This is a genomic window from Prevotella sp. AM34-19LB (assembly GCF_003468525.1).
GTDB lineage: Bacteria > Bacteroidota > Bacteroidia > Bacteroidales > Bacteroidaceae > Prevotella.
This window is the reverse complement of the sequence record NZ_QSIG01000012.1, coordinates 23169-43460: the sequence shown is the minus strand read 5'-3', so window position 1 is coordinate 43460 and position 20292 is coordinate 23169. Positions and strand designations below refer to the sequence as shown.

Here is a 20292-nt window from a genome sequence, read left to right as displayed (position 1 = left end):
ATTGGGGTAATTTTGCCCCCGAATCGATTCAGTTTCGGGGGTAGCCCCCTTATTGTCTAACATTAAAAGTAATAAGAAAATGGGAAATAGCAAAATTGACATGAACATACTTGCCAAGAGAGTAGAACTCTTGGAAATGAGAGTAAAGGAACTCACTTCGGTAGAACCTGAGGCACTTAACGAGCGTCTTTCAAAGATTGAGGAAAGATATTTCTCAAACAAAGAGATGCTCACCACCACCGAGGTTGCTGAATATCTTGGCGTTTCTCAGTCTCAGATATACAAGCTCACCATGAACATGGAGATTCCTCACTACAAGCCACAGGGCAAAACCATCTATTTCGACAAGAAGGAGCTTTTGAAATGGATGCGCAACAACCATATTACCCCGGCACGAAAGGACAGTGCCAACAAATAGAGAAGCGTTATGAAAGACAGAAAGAAAAACAAGACCAGAGTTTATTCTGATGTCCAACTGACGGCTCTCTTGGAAAAGTCTGAGATAGTGATTGACCCCTCAAAGTGTAGAAATCAAATTGAAAGAAGCAATGGCAAGAGGAAGAAACAGTAAAAGTGAGAAAGAAGAGTCTGCAGCAAGTTCCTTGGAAGTAGGCATGCTGTGCAAGAGTGCTTTCAACGACAGTGAACTGGAAAGGTATCTCAGACAAGGAGAGATAAAAGCTTCAGAAAAACCGCCCGTACCACCCCAGGTGTTATGGGTCGGCGACTGTACCATTGCCACTTTCGGAAATTTCAGCGCATCAACAGGTAAGGCAAAGAGCAAAAAGACGTTCAACATCACGGCGATGGTAGCAGCAGCTTTAACCAATTCCACTGTACTCAACTACCGGGCAAGTTTTCCTGAAGGAAAAAGACAGATCCTCTATTTCGATACGGAGCAGAGTCGCTATCATTGCCACAATGTTGTTGAGCGAATCTACCGACTGGCAGGACTCAGCCTTAACAAGGAAGACAAGCGCATCAAATTCTATGGACTGAGGGAGTTCACTCCTACTCTACGCATAGCCCTCATAGATTATGCGCTAAGAACATTTGATGGTGTGGGACTTGTCATTATCGATGGTTTGCGAGATCTCATGTACGACATCAACAATGCCAAGGAGTCAACAGACGTAATGACGATGCTGATGGCATGGACGAGCAAGTATGATCTGCATATCCATTGCGTGCTCCACCTTAACAAGAATGACAACAACACTCGTGGTCATATTGGTACAGAATTGGAGAACAAGGCAGAAACGGTGTTGATTATCAGCAAGAACAAGCAGGATGCCAATATCAGTGAGGTTAGACCCATGCACATGCGAGACAAAGAGTTTTCGAGCTGGGCATTCCACATTGACGATAACTCTCTGCCTGTCCTTGATGTCGGTTATCACGTCACCGTTGTCAAGCCCAAAGACAAGCCGCTCACCTCTCTGCCAGACGATGTTCATACGATGGTTCTTCAAAAGATCTTCTCCAAGAGTACCCCACAGAGATACGTCGATCTGGTAAAGGCTCTGGGTGAAGCTTATGCCGAAGAAGGCTACAAGCGTGGTGATAATGCAGTGAAGGAGATGCTAAAGATTTTCAATGAACGAAAGTTGATAACAAAAGAGAAAGACGGCTACCATTATCACCCAACTCTGTTTCCATCCAAGTGAGTTTACAAGTTTAAGTTTAACCGGGTATATATATATTAAACTAATATGTATCCATAATATATGTAACAGCATGACTATAGAAGAAATCAAATCAGTCAGCATTGTGCAGTTCCTGGAATCGCAGGGCTACCATCATGTATATATATTAAAGGAGAACTATTGGTATCTGTCTCCTTTTAGGACTGAGGCATCGCTTCATTCAATGTCAGTCCCAAGAAGAATCTATGGAATGACTTTGGAGCAGGCGAAGGTGGCAATCTCATCAATCTGGTTCAGAAAATGAACCCTTCCTGGAACAACCATGAAGTTCTGACCTATCTGGAACAGAAGATAAAGGAACACCATCTTCAGTATTCAGAGGATTATGAAGCCCAAAGAAAGGAAGATGAGAGAAAGGAAGCCTGGAAGCAAGACCAAGTTGCTCAGCGAGAGAAGGCAAAAGAAGCCAGCACCATCATTGAGCGTATTGTTGGGCTCAGTCACCCTTATCTCAGAGACTACATTTTGCAGAGACGAATAGACTATGACATAGCCAAGGAGTATTGCAAGGAAGTACATTATCGTATCTATGACAAGAGTTACTATGCCATAGCCTTTGAGAATATCGAGGGTGGAATGGAAGCAAGGAACAAATACAGCAAACGAAGCATTGGCAAAAAGTCGATTTCAATCATCAGACCAAACAACGAGCTACACAAAGAATGTTGTATCTTTGAAGGTTTCTTTGATATGCTGACATATGCCAGTATCAAGAAATGGATAACAGACAATGAGATTTGTCTGCCACATGAATGCGACTATCTCGTTCTCAACTCTGTCAGTAACATCAAGGTTCTGCTGCCATACCTGCAGGAATACACTCTGATACATTGTTATCTGGACAACGATGATGCAGGTGCAAAGACTGTAGAGAAGATAAAAGCTGCTTATCAGGATAAGGTAGTAGATGAATCCCATCGATATGTCAATTACAAAGATGTTAATGATGTAATCAATGGTATCATCAAACCACCCAAATAATGTCCCAAATGCCATATCACTGACCAATCAGGAGGTTCTCTTTCGAGAGGGTCTCCTTTTTTGTTTTATATGCCCTCTTGTTATTTTATAGTATGATTATTAAAATATTATCATACTTCTTTTATAATCTGTGTTAAGACTGAAACGGTTTTAGCTCTGTTTTTTCATTTATCGCACAAATATATGTTCCTTTGCACTGTTTTTGGGAAATACGCCGACTCGTCGGATGTAAGTTCCGAGTATGATAATAATAAAAATAACAAATAAAATTCAGATTAAAAATGTCAGGATTCGTAATTTTTGCGCTCGTCCTCACTTTTGTGTATGTAGTGTACTTTGCAGTAATGATCACATTAGACCTACATGGAAAGAAGGATGAAAAGAAAACAGAAGAAGAGGCCTATGATGTAGGTGATTTGACCAATGAGGAACAGCCAGTTGCAATCGAAGAACGCAACGAGGGTCCTGACGAGGGTGACATGACCTTCACGGAGCAAATCACGGATGATGGACTCAGAGTTGTCAACCCGACAGGAAACGTACCCTATCCGCAACCTCCTTCTGGTGAAGAGCAATCGCAGCAGCCACAGTCACATACCGTGACCAGCGAAGAACTCAACGAGAAGAACGATGAGATTTTGGAGCACATAGATCCAGTGCCACAATGCAGTTACCTCTCAGATGAGTTTATGCAGAATCTCAACAATAAGCACAACACCCGAAAAATAGAAAAGAAGAATGCCAGAGATAAGCTGTAAACACAATCTTTTGTTTGCCATAATGTTAATAGGTGTCATGCTCTTCCAGCCAATGTTGGCATCTGCCAAATGCGGTGGTGTCGATTATAGCTGGGGAGCAGACGCACTGAGCAATGCTCATGACTTTACGGTAACAATGATGCTCTATGTAGTCTATCTGGTGTATGCCATAGCTGCCATCGTAGCCATCATAGGAGCTTTGCAAATCTATATAAAGATGAATACGGGCGAAGGTGACGTAACCAAATCCATCATGATGCTGATTGGTGCCTGCCTTTTCATGATAGGTGCAACTATCCTGTTCCCTGCATTCTTCGGTTATAATATAGTATAAGGTAAAAAAGATAGGATAACAAAACATCTCAACCTGCAGGAGAGATAAATGAGTGTAAATTTTTTAAGTAACATCAAAAGAAATCAAATGAAGAAAATCAAGAATTTCGCAAAGAATCTTTTCAGTGCCAAGCGTATGAAGACGCTCGCCATGCTCCTTTTCTGTGGAACATTGGCGACCTATGCTCAGAACGCAGCTGGTGATTACACAGCCGGAACAGATGCCCTCGCAACTGTGACGGAGGAGATTGCCAAGTATGTACCTTTTGTGGTTAAGCTCTGCTACGCCATTGCCGGTGTAGTTGCCGTTGTGGGTGCTATCAGCGTTTACATCGCTATGAACAATGAGGAGCAGGATGTCAAGAAGAAGATCATGATGGTTGTTGGCGCATGTATCTTCCTCGTTGCTGCAGCCCAGGCTCTGCCTTTGTTCTTCGGCCTCTAATCTATCGTTCAAGCATTAAAGAATACATCATGTCAGGAGAAGTAAACGAAAATCAGTACGTAAGCTATCCCATGTTCAAGGGCCTCCAGAAGCCCCTTGAATTCATGGGGTTCCAGGGACGCTATATCACCTGGGCTGCCTGTGCCATTGGTGGAGCCATCCTCGGCTTTATCATAGCATATTGCATTCTCGGCTTTGTGGTTGGTCTTGTGGTTCTTGCAGTTTCCCTCTGTTCGGGAGCTGCCCTCATCTTCTTCAAACAGAAGAAAGGGTTGCATACCAAGAAGGAAGAGCATGGTGTGTTCATCTATGCTTGTTCGCATAGAATGTAATCAAACAAAATTCAAACGTAAACAAATGAGCAAGTGTGTTGAAATCTGAATAGTGTAAATCGGTAGGCTCACCCTCTCGCAAGGATGAGCCTATCTTCATTTGATAAAAGAGCAAATAACAATGATCATATATGTAATCATAGCATTTGTAGCAATACTCATAGGTATGGCTATCTCAGTCTCTGCCTTTGGAACCGGAGGCAAACGCAAGAAAATCTTTCAGGACATCTACTTCTCTGTTGAGGATGTGGATGGCATCGGCGTGCTCTACACCAAGACTGGCGAATACTCAGCCATCTTGAAGATGGAGAACCCAGTGCAGAAGTATTCTGCCAACATAGACAGCTACTATGAGTTCAATCATCTTGTCACCGCACTTGCCCAGACTCTCGGTGAAGGCTATGCCATTCATAAGCAGGATGTCTTCGTGCGCAAGCAGTTCCAGGATGAGAGCAACGACAACCATGAGTTCTTGTCAGAGTCTTACTTCAAGTATTTCAATGGACGTTCCTATACTGACAGCCAGACTTATCTGATTATCACCCAGGAGAATAAGAAAAGCCGCATCTTCTCTTTTGACAGTAAGAAATGGCGCGACTTTATGGTGAAAATCCGAAAAGTCAAAGACCAATTGAAGGATTCCGGCTTGGAAGCATCCTACCTCGATGGCAATACGGCTCGTGAATATGTTGACCGCTATTTCTCCATGAACTTCAACGACAAGACTGTGTCAATGACAAACTTCAAAGTTGATGAAGAGTCTATCAGCATGGGCAACAAACGATGCAAGGTCTATAGTCTTGTTGATGTTGACTGTGTCAGCACACCATCCATAGTCCGTCCATTCACCAATATTGAGGTGAACAATGTTTCTATGCCAGTGGATATGGTATCATTGGTTGACTGTATTCCTTCTGCAGATGTAGTAGTGTATAACCAGATGTTCTTTATTCCTAACCAGAAAAGAGAACTCTCCCTTCTCGACAAGAAGAAAAACCGTCATGCCAGTATGCCAAATCCAAGCAACCAGATAGCCGTGGAGGACATCAAGAAGGTGCAGGATGTGATAGCAAGAGAAAACAAACAGTTGGTATATGCTCACTTCAACCTTGTCGTTGGAGTACCTATAGATGCTGATATTCAGAAATGTACCAACCATCTGGAGAACTCCTTTGGTCGATTGGGCATTCATATCAGCAAAAGAGCCTACAACCAGCTGGAGCTGTTTGTCAACTCATTCCCTGGTAATTGCTACTCCACCAACCCAGAGTATGACCGCTTCCTGACTCTCAGTGATGCAGCCGCCTGTCTCATGTACAAAGAGCGCATTCAGCATAGTGAGGAAACCCCATTGAAGATTTACTATACAGACCGCCAAGGTGTGCCAGTGGCCATCGACATCAGTGGTAAGGAAGGAAAGAACAAGATAACGGATAACTCCAATTTCTTCTGCCTCGGTCCGTCTGGAAGCGGTAAATCCTTCCACATGAATAGTGTAGTCCGTCAGATGTGGGAACAGAACACCGACGTTGTGATGGTTGATACCGGTAATTCATACGAAGGACTCTGCGAATATGTCGGTGGAAAGTATATCAGCTACACAGACGAGCATCCTATCACGATGAATCCTTTTGCCATCAAGCGTGAAGAGTTGAACATCGAGAAGATAGGCTTCCTGAAAAATCTGGTCATGCTCATCTGGAAAGGTACCCAAGGTGAAGTCACCAAGACGGAAGACCGTCTCATAGAGCAGGTTATCACGGAATACTTCGACGAATACTTCATGAAGAAACAAATAGAGAACCTGTCGTTCAACACATTCTACGAGTACAGTAAAGTCCGTATTCCTCAGATTATAAAGGAGAACAATCTGGCAGGAATAGACTTGGCATCCTACAACTATCTGCTGAAGGACTTCTACAAGGGCGGTAGTCATGAGCTTACACTCAATGAGAACCTCGACACAAAGCTGTTTGATGAGACCTTCATCGTCTTTGAGATTGACTCCATCAAGGATGACCCTCTCCTCTTCCCTCTTGTTACACTTATCATCATGGACGTTTTCATCCAGAAGATGCGTATCAAGAAGAACCGCAAGGTGCTTGTCATTGAAGAGGCATGGAAAGCCATTGCTTCGCCAATGATGGCAGAATATATCAAGTACCTCTACAAGACAGCCCGTAAGTTCTGGGCATCGGTGGGTGTGGTTACTCAGGAGATCCAGGACATCGTGGGAAGTCCTATCGTAAAGGAAGCCATCATCAACAACTCTGATGTGGTGATGCTGCTTGACCAAAGCAAGTTCCGTGAACGTTTCGACGAGATCAAGGCTATCCTGGGCTTGACAGATGTGGACTGCAAGAAGATTTTCACCATCAACCGACTTGAAAACAAGGATGGCAGAAGCTTCTTCCGAGAAGTCTTTATCCGAAGAGGAAGTGTCGGAGGCGTGTTTGGAGTTGAGGAACCTCACGAGTGCTATATGACCTATACCACCGAGCGAGCAGAAAAGGAAGCGCTGAAACTCTACAAGAAAGAGTTGCAATGCGACCATCAGCATGCCATCGAAGCCTATTGCCGAGACTGGGAACTGTCAGGAATTACCAAATCCCTACCATTTGCCCAGAAGGTGAACCAGACTGGTCATGTGCTGAACCTCAAACCCAAGAGGAAATTTGATGAGTATATGTAACAAGTCATAAACGATAATATTCAAACAATGAAACGCTATCTGATAATACTTACTCTCTATCTCTGTACCGTAGTACCGACGATGGCACAGTACTACAGTGTAAACTATGACAAGCGCACTGTAGAAGCAATGACAGCCGCTTTTGCAACAGAGGCAGCTACTGAGGCGTATTATGCCGAACAGGTAGCTAAGATACGTGAACACTATCAGGCGGCAGAGGTGGCTGCGGCAGGAATATTCACATCCAAGTTCCTTGACCGTAAAGCCCTCACCCATCTGGGACTATGGACAAGTTCGACGGAGAACTACTATTACCGCCGTATCTACAACATGGTGTCGGCCAAGATCATGCCGAAGATATGGACTGTAGCTGGAATGATGCTCAAAAGTCCACAGAATGCTCTCTACTGGGGAAGCTATTTATATAAGGTATGTGAAGAGACCAAGACTCTCTGCTATCAGTTTGAGTCAATCGTCACCAACAGCACCCTCTCGTTCAAGGATATTGCATTCCTGGAAATCAACCAGGAATTGGCTGCCATCCTGAAACTCTCGGAGTTGGGAAACGTGGATTGGAAAGCGATGTTTGACAACTTTTCAGGATTCGATTCCAACTTCACCAAGGAGAATCTGAAGGAAGACATTGATAACCTGTATGCCATGGGAGTTAATCTTGCTTCTGCTGGAGCTGGTAATGCCGTAGGCTCCATCCTTGGTAACAGCAGTTTCAGTGGAACGATGATGGACAAGACAAGCAGCGTCATTGAGATAGCTGAAAATGTGTATGGACTCTACAACAGTCTGTCTGCAAATACAGGCAACACGCTCTTGCAGTTTGTTGGAGGAAGGGACAGCATTGCAAATCTCTTCTCTTTATCGAACTACAATCTGACCTCCTGGGTAACAGACTATGCCCGTGAAGGAATGGGACAATACTATACCCAGCGATGGTATATTTATAGAGTTGATGCTGGTAATGTGAAGCTGTGTGACTACTATCCACCTACAGATAATGATGCCATCATCAAAGGTGATCACTGGTATCGTATCAGCACAAAGGACAAAAACTATACTCCAACATCTGCAGAAAGAGAAGCTGCATTGAGAAACTCAGAAAGCCACGCAGGTTGGAGTCGAAGTGATGTTCAGCAGCATAACAACTCAAACGACGGCTTCAATTATAGCATAACCTACTATATGTCAGGCTATATTCTCAGCAAGAAGAAAAGTGGTCAATATGCTAAAGCCTATGCCTACGAGATTCATGTTTCAAAGAGCTGGTACAAAAAGGAAGTTGCCTATGAGGATGTCTTTGATTCTTACACGATGGACATGAACACATTCAAAGCCGGATTGAATGCACGACTGAAAGAACTCAATGATAACGAGGAAGGTTACACCTACTATCTTTCAAGTGATGCAAAGAGATACTATCAGACAACCGATGCCAAGAAGATTGCAGGATGTGAAACAGCAACTATCAGTGTTACCTGCCATGGTGGTACCAAACTTGGTGAAGCATCAACCCAATACAAGTGTTCAAGTTGTGGAGGTAGTGTGAATGGTCACACAAAGCAATGTGCCATGGCTACAAGTGTCACTCATGAAAATGTCAACACCTCTGAGATCGATTCCAAGATTGCTGAAACAGAGAGGAAAATAGCTTCTCTCCAGTCTGAGATTACAACCTTGGAGGCTGAGAATACGGAACTTCTGAGAAAAATCAAGAATTCAAATGTAAATGATGCTGCGAGGTATCGTCAACAGTACAATGCCAACAAAGACCGCATTACAGCATTGAAATCTGACAAGAGTACAGCCGAATCAGAACTTGCCCAGTACCAAAAGGCAAAGCAAGAGGCCATTGATGGAGAAAATGCCGTGACAGATGATTATTACCGCATACCGGCCATCATGCAAGATTGCAAGACAGCCTATAATCTTAGTTGGAATGGTTCGGGTGCTTGGGAAGGTAATACTTTCGTCCGTACTGCATCCATGCCTAATATCAATGGTGTCATCACTTTCAAGGCAACAGTCTCAATAGCACGAAAGCCCAAGTACTTCATGGGTATCAAGATACACCGTGCCATCGTGCAGATTTCATGGACTCTGACCACGGAATATAGCGATACGCAAGTTGTGGCTGTAGTAAACCTCGATCCTGCTAAAACCGATGAGGAGAAAGCAGCCGAAGTGAATGCCAAACTTGCAGAGATTGCTCGTGACTATCCAGACTGTGACCCTACGGTTGAATATGCCAAGTGTAGCCCTGTGGAATCAGACAATACGGATGATACCTATCATTTGCTCTGGTCAAGTGACCGACTGGAGATTGCACGTCAGATAGACAGCCGTCTCACCAAGATATTTGCCGATCTGGTGTCATTGGAGAAGATGATGCATTACAAGCATTCCATCATAGACATTCTGAGGAGTGTCGCTCCCCCACTGAATGACGAGCAAGGCAGAAGACTGACGCTAACAGAAAAGTGCAGGAAACGATGGTTGCGACATGCAGCTGATAGCGGACATTCAGATAGTTATAACGGAAAATATGATGACGATGAAAAAGACAACAGTGAATAGCAAGATACTGACAATACTCATTTGTCTGTTGACCCTTTTGCCTTCGGTGGCAAAGGCTCAGGTGGGTTTTGATGCAGTTTCTATCGAGGCTTATATCAAAGACCACAAGCAACAGCGCAGTCTGCTGCTTGTGCGTTCCACCTTGGAGGCAAGCAATAAACTGCTGCATGACTATAGCGGCGATGCCAACTTAGGCTTCAGAGACATCAACAAGGAACTGGATAAGTACACCAGGGCATTTGATGTGATTGACATTCTGTACCAGTCACTCCGTACCAGCCTCAATGTGTACAGCACCTATGAGAATGTGAATGACAAAGTTGGTGACTATAGAAAGATGCTCAATGATTTCAGGAAGAAATGCCTGGAAAGAGGAAACATCATGAGTACCGATACACTGATCATCACCATCAACACCAAGGCTTTGTCTAAGATTGCAGATGAAGGCGACAATCTCTATAGGTCAGTCAGTGATTTGCTGCTATATGCTACTGGAGCTGCGGCATGTTCAACGTCAGATTTGCTTCTCATCATTACGAGCATCAACAACTCGCTCGACAATATCAACAAGCATCTCAACAAGGCATACTTCGAAACCTGGAGATATATCCAAGTGAGAATCGGCTATTGGAAAAAACAGGTGTACCGTACCAAGAGCAAGGAGGAAATCATAAGTGATGCCTTTGGAAGATGGAGGGGCGCAGGATATTTAGGCTATTAGGATAATAAATAAAAATACAATGAATATGAAACATTTAATCTCTTCACGGACAGCACTTTGCTTATGTGGCTTGACGTTATGCTTTAACGCATCAGCCCAAGGATATGTGAGTTACAACCATGATGCAGCCAAGATGAACCAGATTACGGTTCAGGAGATTGGTTCTGGCGGTCTCACTCCTGCATTCTATTATGATGCCTTACACAACAACTATCAGAAGTCTGCTGCAAAAAAGAACAAGCAGTTTTTCAGAACCATGGCAGGAGTCTCTGCATACCAGCAGGTGGATGTTGCTGACAGTATCAAAGCATCTCTTACCCAACGAGCAGAAATAGAGGCACTCAACATTGCAGACCGGCAGATTGACATTGCCTGGCTTGCGGAAGGAAACAAGATCAACTCCAAGCTCTCGGACTTTCAGGCGAATATTGACCGAATAGTAAGCGCTGGTGGTTCTGTTTCAGACAAGACACGATGGACAGAATACTACAAGATGTATAAGACAGCCATCAAGGAGATGCAGGATGCCTATATGCCCAATGCCCAGCGCAAACAGCAGTATCTTGCCATCTATGATGACATTACCAAGCAGAATGAGACACTTATCTCATTTCTTATCCAACTAAGCAACAAGCGAAAGACATCATCCTTGCTTGCTGCCCGACTTGAAAGAAGAAACAATGTGGCCAGCCACGCATCATCAGCAATCAGCCGATGGCGTGAAGCAGGCAAAAAGAATATAGGAAATAACTCCGGAGGATCAGGAACTGATGACTCCGACGAAAATAACATAGTAAGACAATAAAACATGGCAGATTCAAACATCCTTTCCGATTTCGGTATCAAGATCCTCGAACAGGAGATTGATGATGTGATATTCCAGACCAACGAGTTCCTTTGTGATGCCACGTTCACAGGCTCCCAAGGTCCATTTTGGTGGATATTGCAGATGTGTATGGCTCTGGCTGCGCTGTTCTCGATAGTCGTAGCTGGCAGTATGGCCTACAAGATGATGGTAAAGCACGAGCCAATAGACATCATGAAGCTGTTCAAGCCTCTTGTGGTCAGTGTGATCCTCTGTTGGTGGTACCCACCTGCAGATACCGGCATTACAAACAACGGCAGCAGCTGGTGTGTACTTGACTTTCTCTCCTATATCCCTAACTGCATAGGTTCATACACCCACGACTTGTATGAAGCGGAGTCCGCACAGATTGAGGATAAGTTTGAAGAAGTCCAGGAACTCATCTATACACGAGACACTCTTTATAACTCATTACAAGCCCAGGCAGATGTAGCCCATTCTGGCACATCGGATCCTAACCTGATAGAGTCCACCATGGAACAGGCAGGTGTGGATGAAGTGACAAACATGGAAACTGATGCATCAAAGCTCTGGTTCACTTCACTCACGGCAGGTGCAGTGGTAGGCATTGACAAGGTAATTATGCTCATAGCATTGATTGTCTTCCGCATAGGTTGGTGGGCAACAATCTATTGCCAACAGATACTCCTGGGTATGCTGACAATATTCGGTCCGATACAATGGGCATTCTCTCTCTTGCCGAAATGGGAAGGAGCCTGGGCAAAGTGGCTGATACGTTATCTCACGGTACATTTCTATGGAGCAATGCTATACTTCGTGGGCTTTTATGTCCTTTTACTCTTTGATATAGTGCTCTGCATTCAGGTGGAGAACCTTACAGCCATTACCGAAAGTGAGCAGACGATGGCAGCATATCTGCAGAACTCGTTCTTCTCAGCCGGTTATCTGATGGCAGCAAGCATTGTGGCATTGAAATGTCTGAACCTCGTTCCAGACCTTGCTGCATGGATGATTCCTGAAGGAGATACAGCATTCTCTACCCGAAACTTCGGTGAAGGTGTGGCACAGCAAGCCAAGATTTCAACCCAGGGCATGATTAGCAAAGTGATGTAAACAGCAAATAATACATATATAATAAGGTATGGTAATAAAGAATCTCGAAAACAAAATCAAGTTGGTGATGATTATCTGCTCACTCTTCCTTGTGGGCTGCATCATCATCTGTATCTCCAGCATTTGGACAGCCAAGCAAATGGTTTCGGATGCTCATCAGAAAGTGTACGTGTTGGATGGCAATGTTCCTATTCTCGTTCAGCGCAGCACCATAGAAGAAACGCTCGATGTGGAAGCAAAGAGTCATGTGGAGATGTTCCATCATTACTTCTTCACTCTTGCGCCAGATGACAAGTACATCAAATATACAATGGATAAAGCCATGTATCTGGTCGATGAAACGGGTCTTGCGCAGTACAATACATTAAAGGAGAAAGGCTTCTACTCAAACATCATGGGTACGAGTGCCGTATTCAGTATCTTCTGTGACAGTATCAAGTTCGACAAGGAGAAGATGGAGTTCACCTACTATGGCAGACAGCGTATTGAGCGACGCACAAGCATTCTTACCAGAGAACTTGTGACGGCAGGTCATTTGAAGCGTGTTCCCCGTACTGACAACAACCCACATGGTTTGCTCATCACCAACTGGAGAACCCTTCTCAATAAGGATATAGAACAAAAGACCAAACTGACATATTGATATGGGATGGAAGAAAATGTTTATCGGTGAAAAGATGCCGGACAAAGATGACCCTCAATATCGTCAGAGATATGAGACTGAGGTGAAAGCAGGACGCAAGTTTGCCAAGACTATGAAGCTTGATGTGCTTGCAGCCAAGGTACAACTGTTTGCTAATGACCATAAACTGTTGTTCCTCTACCTTGTATTTGGTTTCATAATCTTCTGTTTTGGTTTGAACATCTACAGGTTGGTAGTGGTGTATAGTCATCAACAGTCAAGACAAAGTGCTACGGAAAGGCAAGAGCAGATGTTGCGTCTGCGACACAGCAAAGTCTGGAAAGCTGTAGAAAATGCCTACACCACGCATCCTGCCATGAATAGAGATAATCAAAAGAATAATAACGAAAAGATAGAAAACGATGGACGCATTGAAAAAGATTAACTGGAAACAGCCCAAGTATATGATACCTCTTATCATTTACTTCCCTCTGTTGTTTGTCGGCTACTTCGTCATTGACCTCTTTCATACGGAGAAGGCTGAGATTCCTGATGGTCTCACTACGACCGAGTATCTTAATCCAGACCTGCCTGATGCCAAAATGAAGGGAGACGGTATTGGTAACAAGTATGAGAGTATGCTCAAATCATATGGTAAGATAGACGATTATTCAGCAGTAGGAAACATTGAACGCAATGAAGAAGATACCAAGGAAGAGTATGATACAAAGTACTCAGATGAAGAACGTAAACAGGTGGAAGCCCAGGAAGCCGAGAAACTCTCTGAGATGCAAAGGCAGCTACAGGAGAGTGCACAGAAAGGCCAGGAAATCGCCAAAGGCAACGATTCGGCAGAAAATGATCGCTTAGCTCGTGGCAAACAGCGTGAGCAGGAGGCGATGGAAGAACTCAATCGAGCCATTGCCCAGGCAAGGATGCAGGCTCAGCAGGTCTCTACCCCATCCATGCAGGCCGAAGTAACAGCCAAAAGTGGCGATACCAAGGAAGGAAAGGTTGAAATTCCGGAAAAGAAGAAGACCGATGATGAACCGCAAGAGGTTGTCAAGAAGGTCAAGGTTACTTCCGACTACTTCAACACCCTGTGTGACAATGACAAGGAAGCTGGACTTATCAAGGCTATCATAGACGAGAACATCAAGGCGGTGGATGGATCAAGAGTACGACTTCGCCTGCTCGATGATATTGTCATCAATGAAACGGTCATTCATAAAGGCTCCTACATCTATGCCACCATGAGCGGCTTCGGTTCACAGCGTGTCAAGGGCACAGTCAAGAGTATCATGGTAGATGATGACATCGTCAAGGTTAACCTTTCGCTCTATGATACCGACGGACTTGAAGGATTATATGTACCAAGCAGCCAGTTCAGAGAGACCACAAAAGATGTTGGTAGCGGCGCTTTGAGCAACACTTCAACCCTTACCAACAGTACATCTACTGGAGGTGGCAATCTGGCATCCTGGGGAGCACAAGCCGTTACCAATGCCGTTCAGAAGACAAGCAACGCCATCAGCAAGGCCATCAAGAAAAACTCAGCCAAGCTGAAATATGGAACCTTTGTGTATCTCATCAATTCACGTTCAAACCAGAAAGATAAATAATAAACATATACGAATATGAAGACTATCAAGAAATTCTGCGCATTGGTAGTATGCGCATTAGCCTCTCTCCCATCCATGGCACAACAGACGTATCAGGAAATGGAGCAGCTAACCATCAATGAGAATGTCACAACAGTCATTACCGCCTCTGAGCCAGTACGCTTCGTTGATATTTCTACAGATGCAGTCGTTGGCGACCAGCCAATCAACAATACCATCCGTCTGAAACCCAAGGAAGGTGCTGATGTACATGCTGATGGTGACATATTGGCTATCGTCACTATTGTTACAGAGCGTTACAGAACCCAGTATGCTTTGATATACACCACACGATTGCAGGAGGCAGTTACAGACAAGCAGATTCTTGCCTCTGAGAAGATTCCATACCATAATCCTTCTGTATCAATGAGTACTGAGGATATGACCAGATATGCCCGAAAAATATGGAACTCACCGGCAAGAATACGAAACGTGAGCACCAAGCAGCACAGAATGACCATGAGGTTGAACAATATCTATTCTGTAGGAGAATACTTCTTCATTGATTTCAGCATTGAGAATCGTACCAATATCCGCTTTGACATTGATGAGATGCGTATCAAACTGAATGACAAGAAGGTTTCCAATGCAACTAATGCCCAGATGATTGAGCTTACGCCAGCTATGGTGCTTGACCAGTCCAAGACCTTCAAATATGGTTATAGAAACGTTCTCGTCCTGAAAAAGATGACATTTCCTAACGACAAGGTACTGACTATTGAGATTTCTGAGAAGCAGATTAGTGGAAGAACCATCAGTTTGGATATAGACTATGAAGATGTTCTGTATGCCGATTCATTCAACTCATACTTAATGATGGAGGAATAAGACGATGAAGAAATACATTTTGTCATTGATGATGGGACTGTGCCTTTCAGTCTCATCATTCGCCCAGAGCCATAGTGACCGAATTTCAATAGGTGCAGGTGTCTTATACCAGAGAGGTTTAGATGCCACCATCTCATGGGAACATGAAACACGCTACCACAATGCCTGGGAGTACTTTGTCAACGGCTACATCAAATGGGATGAATGTGCATCATGCGGACACGTCTGCCCAGAGTCGTTTTGGAACAACTACCGTACATGGGGAGTTGGTGCTGCCTACAAACCCTGTGTGGCAAGAGGCAGGAACAACTACGGAAACCTCCGAATTGGCGCAAGTGCTGGCAGTGACACAGACAAGTTTGTCGGTGGCTTGCATGTCGGTTACGAGCATAATTTTGCCCTACGTCATGGGTGGGAATTGTTTGTTCAAGCCAAATGTGATCTCACTCTTCCCAAACGAGAAGACTTGTTTCGCACTGGCATCGTGATAGGATTCAAGATACCCACATTAAAGAAATAGCAACAATGAAGATACTACATATCATTTGTGCTACTCTCATGGCAGTAGCATTTGCCTCATGCGATGAGCATCGAGACTTTCCTGATACGGCAATGAAGACCTGTGACATTCTCTGTACAGATGGCAAGATCGTAAGGTACGAGGAAGTTAAGTCACAAAACAAGACTCCTATTGCCGTGGTATTCTATGTGAATCAGAACGAGGACATCCAAGGTACTGGCTATGCAGTCTATCTAAAGGACATTGAGCCGTTTGCCTATTCTGACTCTCTCGAATTGAAACATAATACGTCAGCTGATATTACTGCATTCGATGGCAATGTAAATACGCATGCTATGTATTCCACTGGAACTTCGCCTGCAGCTTCAGCAGTCTTTGACATGTGGCAATATGGTCAGAGTGCCTACATCCCTTCCGTTGCTCAGATAAAACTCTTGTATCAAGCGCGCAGTGCGGTTAATACGTATATTCGCAAGTGCGGAGGCGATGTGATTCCAGACAATCCAGATGAGTGTTGGTATTGGACATCGACAGAGGTGAAAGACCAGGAAACAGCCAAAGCCTGGCTATACTCGTTAGCTTCAGGGGCACTTCAAGAAACGCCAAAGACACAGGCACATAAAGTCCGTCCAATCATTACTTTATATAATTAGTATTAAATATTCACTATAACACAAGAATAAGGTTTCATGGAGGAAACAAAAGAATTACTGACCATGTATAAGATATTCCGCTGTCTGATATACTTATCATTGATAGTGGAGTTCTTTGAGTATGCTATAGACCCAGCGTTGCTTGACTATTGGGGTGGCATTGTTTGTGACATACATAGCCGTGTAAAGCGGTGGTTCATCTATCTGGATGGCAACCTCGTATGGAGCAAACTTGCTACCATCGTGCTTATCTGTATCACCTGCATTGGCACCCGAAACAAGAAACATTTGGAGTTTGATGCTCGCCGTCAGGTGTTCTATCCGTTGGTGGGTGGACTGTTCGTTACCATACTGTCTATATGGCTTTTCGGTCATCGTATGGATTTGAGGTTCTATACCATCAGTCTGAACATCTGGCTCTACATGGCTGCCTCCATTCTTGGTACCATCTGCATCCATGTTGCCCTTGACAATATCTCAAAGTTCCTGAAGGAAGGATTGCTCAAAGACCGTTTCAACTTCGAGAACGAGTCTTTTGAGCAATGCCAGGAACTACAGGAGAACAAGTATAGCGTAAACATCCCGATGCGCTATTACTACAAGGGCAAGTTCCGCAAAGGTTGGGTGAATATCGTGAACCCTTTCCGTGGAACATGGGTTGTTGGTACTCCTGGTTCCGGTAAGACATTCTCCATCATCGAGCCGTTCATCCGCCAGCACAGTGCCAAGGGGTTTGCCATGGTTGTATATGATTACAAGTTCCCGACTCTTGCGCAGAAGCTGTATTATCACTACAAGATAAACCAGAAAGCCGGGAAAGTACCACAAGGATGCAAGTTCAACATCATCAACTTCGTGGACGTGGAATACTCCAGACGTGTAAACCCTATTCAGCAGAAATACATCGGCAACCTTGCTGCAGCCAGTGAAACGGCAGAAACTCTGTTGGAGTCTCTGCAGAAAGGTAAGAAGGAAGGTGGCGGCGGTAGCGATCAGTTCTTCCAGACATCAGCAGTCAACTTCCTGGCAGCTTGTATCTATTTCTTTGTCAACTACAAGAAGGTGCCATACGACAAGAACGGCAATCCTCTTATTGCTGAGATGACAACAGAGCCAAAGACTCATCGTCCGAAACCTACAGGCAGAGTCTTCGACCATACCGGCAGAGAGGTGGAACCAGAGTATTGGTTGGGCAAGTACAGTGACATGCCACATATCCTTTCGTTCCTTAATCTCGATTACCAGACTATCTTTGAGGTTTTGGAAACAGATCCAGAGGTTGCTCCTCTCCTCGGTCCTTTCCAGACTGCCATGAAGAATAAGGCTATGGAACAGTTGGAAGGTATGATTGGTACACTCCGTGTCTATACCTCCCGACTGGCTACCAAGGAGTCTTATTGGATATTCCATAAGGATGGTGATGACTTTGACCTGAAGGTGTCAGATCCGAAGAATCCTTCATATCTGCTCATTGCCAATGACCCAGAGATGGAAAGTATCATTGGTGCATTGAATGCTTTGATTCTGAACCGTCTCGTCACCCGTGTCAATACTGGCCAAGGCAAGAATATCCCTGTCAGCATCATCGTGGACGAGTTACCTACACTCTACTTCCACAAGATTGACCGACTTATCGGTACAGCCCGAAGCAACAAGGTTAGCGTGGCTCTTGGTTTTCAGGAGCTGCCACAGCTTGAATCCGACTATGGCAAGGTGGGTATGCAGAAGGTTATCACCACAGTCGGTAACGTAGTGAGTGGTTCAGCAAGAGCAAAAGAGACATTGGAATGGCTCTCCAACGACATCTTCGGAAAGGTAGTTCAGTTAAAGAAAGGTGTGACCATCGACCGTGACAAGACTTCCATCAATCTCAATGAGAACATGGACAGCCTTGTTCCTGCCAGTAAGATCTCAGACATGCCAACTGGTTGGATATGTGGACAGTCTGCCCGTGACTTCATTAAGACTAAGACCGGACGCGGTGACAGCATGAATATCCAGGAGTCAGCAGAGTTCCAGACTTCTAAGTTCTACTGCAAGACAGACTTCGACATGAAGAAGATTGCTGAGGAAGAAGCTGACTATGCGAACTACAAGATACCGAAGTTCTACACCTTCCCATCCAAGGATGCCAAGGAGCGAATCCTATATCAGAATTTCGTAAGTGTAAACCTCGATGTCAAGAATATGATTGACGAGATAAATAAATTCAAGATAAAATGACTTTCAGAAAGATAATATTATTCCTGCTTATATCATTGAGTCTGGTTGCGAATGCCCAGGCTCGAATGCCAACAGAGCGACCGGTATCAACGTCGGCTTCCATTTTTGAGTTGCCACCTTTCGAGCGTGCAGTATGCTGCATCAGGTTCTATGAAGGCATGCACCGAGCTAAGGACTATCCTTATGTAGGTTATGGACATAAGCTCAGACCTGGGGAGCGTTACTCTGCTAATATGTCGACAAATGAAGCAGAGCAACTTCTTCGAAAAGACCTCAGAGAGTTATGTGCTATGTTTCGTTCCTATGGTCAAGACTCCCTACTCCTTGCTGCATTATCATATAATATCGGACCATACAAGGTGACCGGATATAAAGGCAAATACCCTAAAAGTTCTGTTTTAAAGAAACTCGAAGTTGGTAACCGGAACATCAGAGACGATTATGTGAACCATTGCCATTGGCGAGGGAAACGAATCCCTTCCATTGAGCGCAGACGGTATGCAGAACTCATGCTATTATTTACTCCATGACAGAAAACGAACCAATCAAAACTGTTTCAGACGGTATCACATTCCTATCCACTGGTAGATATTATGATGGTATCAACCGGTGGGTAGCCCATAAACTGAAAGATGGAGACCATGATGCCATAGACTATGCTGCACGTCAGATAGCAAAGGTGTTACCACAAAATGCGGTTCTCGTTCCTATCCCAGGACATCATGGCAAAGCCGAACAGACCATGCAGTTGGCAAAGGCTATCTCGTCATATACTCATCTCCCTATCGTTGAAGCCCTCCGTGGCATAGAGCGAGGCTCACAATATGATGCCAAGAAAAGAGGCCAGACGCTTTCTGCCGAAGATATGGGGTTCTACAAATATAAAGACTTACCCTCGAATCGTACACCTTATCTCATTGACAATGTAGTAGATACAGGCAACACCGCAAAGGCAGCTGTCAAAGCACTTGGCTGTGGAATAGTTGCTTCATTTGCTATGAGCGATACTCTTCTACAAAGAGAAGAAACCAGAAGTCTTCGCCGATAACACTATTATAAAGATTGATTTATGCCCAAACCAAGAAAGAAACAAATAAAGCCAATCGCAACTGCAACAATCTACCATTGTAAGGATTGTGCTAATAGTTACGATTGGCATAGTAAAGCTTTAGACGGCCACCTTATCCTGTGCCGTTGTCCACACAAGCAGGAAGGTGGTCGCTATTGTATATTTCTTAATGACCCACAATGTGAGCATTTTATAATGAGACTTGAAGATGTACAAACTC

21 protein-coding genes and 1 pseudogene are annotated in these 20292 nt (G+C 44.3%); all 22 read left to right on the top strand.

The features are described from left to right. Positions 1 to 79 precede the first annotated feature (79 nt). Positions 80 to 418, top strand: a complete 339-nt coding sequence (locus DW830_RS05465; RefSeq protein ID WP_094881200.1) for a helix-turn-helix domain-containing protein — start codon at positions 80 to 82, stop codon at positions 416 to 418. A 130-nt stretch (positions 419 to 548) separates the two neighbouring features. Beyond that, the gene (locus tag DW830_RS05460) at positions 549 to 1667 is read left to right on the top strand and encodes an AAA family ATPase (RefSeq protein ID WP_119249184.1); all 1119 of its coding nucleotides are present in this window, start codon (positions 549 to 551) and stop codon (positions 1665 to 1667) included. Between the two features lie 70 nt (positions 1668 to 1737). Then, positions 1738 to 1950, top strand: a complete 213-nt coding sequence (locus tag DW830_RS16370) for a hypothetical protein (RefSeq protein ID WP_119249183.1) — start codon at positions 1738 to 1740, stop codon at positions 1948 to 1950. Beyond that, complete coding sequence (locus DW830_RS05450) at positions 1947 to 2687, top strand: toprim domain-containing protein (RefSeq protein WP_119249182.1); 741 nt, start codon at positions 1947 to 1949, stop codon at positions 2685 to 2687. The genes DW830_RS16370 and DW830_RS05450 overlap by 4 nt, the downstream gene beginning before the upstream one ends. A 344-nt stretch (positions 2688 to 3031) precedes the next feature. Next, the gene (locus DW830_RS05445) at positions 3032 to 3445 is read left to right on the top strand and encodes a hypothetical protein (protein WP_233544393.1); all 414 of its coding nucleotides are present in this window, start codon (positions 3032 to 3034) and stop codon (positions 3443 to 3445) included. 22 nt (positions 3446 to 3467) lie between these two features. Beyond that, positions 3468 to 3779, top strand: coding sequence for a DUF4134 domain-containing protein (locus DW830_RS05440; protein ID WP_118115504.1), 312 nt, complete (start codon positions 3468 to 3470; stop codon positions 3777 to 3779). Between the two features lie 87 nt (positions 3780 to 3866). Then, positions 3867 to 4223, top strand: coding sequence for a DUF4134 domain-containing protein (locus DW830_RS05435; RefSeq protein WP_118191493.1), 357 nt, complete (start codon positions 3867 to 3869; stop codon positions 4221 to 4223). 29 nt (positions 4224 to 4252) lie between these two features. Next, positions 4253 to 4555, top strand: coding sequence for a DUF4133 domain-containing protein (locus DW830_RS05430; RefSeq protein ID WP_233524582.1), 303 nt, complete (start codon positions 4253 to 4255; stop codon positions 4553 to 4555). 151 nt (positions 4556 to 4706) lie between these two features. Next, positions 4707 to 7247: pseudogene (locus DW830_RS05425) on the top strand (TraG family conjugative transposon ATPase); the annotation flags it as partial. Between the two features lie 27 nt (positions 7248 to 7274). Beyond that, complete coding sequence (locus DW830_RS05420; protein WP_119249180.1) at positions 7275 to 9836, top strand: hypothetical protein; 2562 nt, start codon at positions 7275 to 7277, stop codon at positions 9834 to 9836. Further along, positions 9814 to 10557 (top strand): hypothetical protein, encoded by a 744-nt coding sequence (locus DW830_RS05415; RefSeq protein ID WP_119249179.1) that lies wholly within the window; start codon positions 9814 to 9816, stop codon positions 10555 to 10557. The genes DW830_RS05420 and DW830_RS05415 overlap by 23 nt, the downstream gene beginning before the upstream one ends. A 25-nt stretch (positions 10558 to 10582) precedes the next feature. Beyond that, complete coding sequence (locus tag DW830_RS05410; protein ID WP_119249201.1) at positions 10583 to 11362, top strand: DUF5045 domain-containing protein; 780 nt, start codon at positions 10583 to 10585, stop codon at positions 11360 to 11362. A gap of 3 nt (positions 11363 to 11365) precedes the next feature. Further along, positions 11366 to 12496 (top strand): hypothetical protein, encoded by a 1131-nt coding sequence (locus DW830_RS05405; protein WP_118191485.1) that lies wholly within the window; start codon positions 11366 to 11368, stop codon positions 12494 to 12496. 28 nt (positions 12497 to 12524) lie between these two features. Beyond that, positions 12525 to 13139 carry a conjugative transposon protein TraK gene (gene traK, locus DW830_RS05400; RefSeq protein WP_119249178.1) on the top strand — a complete coding sequence of 205 codons (615 nt, stop codon included), beginning with the start codon at positions 12525 to 12527 and terminating at the stop codon, positions 13137 to 13139. Position 13140: 1 nt separating this feature from the next. After that, the gene (locus DW830_RS05395; RefSeq protein WP_119249177.1) at positions 13141 to 13563 is read left to right on the top strand and encodes a hypothetical protein; all 423 of its coding nucleotides are present in this window, start codon (positions 13141 to 13143) and stop codon (positions 13561 to 13563) included. Continuing rightward, positions 13541 to 14740 (top strand): conjugative transposon protein TraM, encoded by a 1200-nt coding sequence (gene traM, locus DW830_RS05390; RefSeq protein WP_119249176.1) that lies wholly within the window; start codon positions 13541 to 13543, stop codon positions 14738 to 14740. Before DW830_RS05395 ends, traM begins: the two co-directional genes overlap by 23 nt. Positions 14741 to 14755: 15 nt before the next feature. Further along, positions 14756 to 15607: a conjugative transposon protein TraN gene (gene traN / locus DW830_RS05385; protein ID WP_119249175.1), complete on the top strand. Its 852-nt coding sequence runs from the start codon at positions 14756 to 14758 to the stop codon at positions 15605 to 15607. Between the two features lie 4 nt (positions 15608 to 15611). Beyond that, entirely contained in the window at positions 15612 to 16127 is a 516-nt protein-coding gene (locus tag DW830_RS05380; RefSeq protein WP_119249174.1) for a hypothetical protein, read from the top strand. Between the two features lie 5 nt (positions 16128 to 16132). Continuing rightward, a complete protein-coding gene (locus tag DW830_RS05375; RefSeq protein ID WP_119249173.1) occupies positions 16133 to 16780 on the top strand; it encodes a DUF1566 domain-containing protein in 648 nt (215 codons plus the stop codon). A gap of 36 nt (positions 16781 to 16816) precedes the next feature. Next, entirely contained in the window at positions 16817 to 19003 is a 2187-nt protein-coding gene (locus DW830_RS05370) for a type IV secretory system conjugative DNA transfer family protein (protein WP_119249172.1), read from the top strand. Further along, positions 19000 to 19533: a glycoside hydrolase family protein gene (locus tag DW830_RS17285; protein ID WP_119249171.1), complete on the top strand. Its 534-nt coding sequence runs from the start codon at positions 19000 to 19002 to the stop codon at positions 19531 to 19533. The genes DW830_RS05370 and DW830_RS17285 overlap by 4 nt, the downstream gene beginning before the upstream one ends. Continuing rightward, the gene (locus DW830_RS05360; protein WP_119249170.1) at positions 19530 to 20051 is read left to right on the top strand and encodes a phosphoribosyltransferase; all 522 of its coding nucleotides are present in this window, start codon (positions 19530 to 19532) and stop codon (positions 20049 to 20051) included. The genes DW830_RS17285 and DW830_RS05360 overlap by 4 nt, the downstream gene beginning before the upstream one ends. Positions 20052 to 20292: the final 241 nt, after the last annotated feature.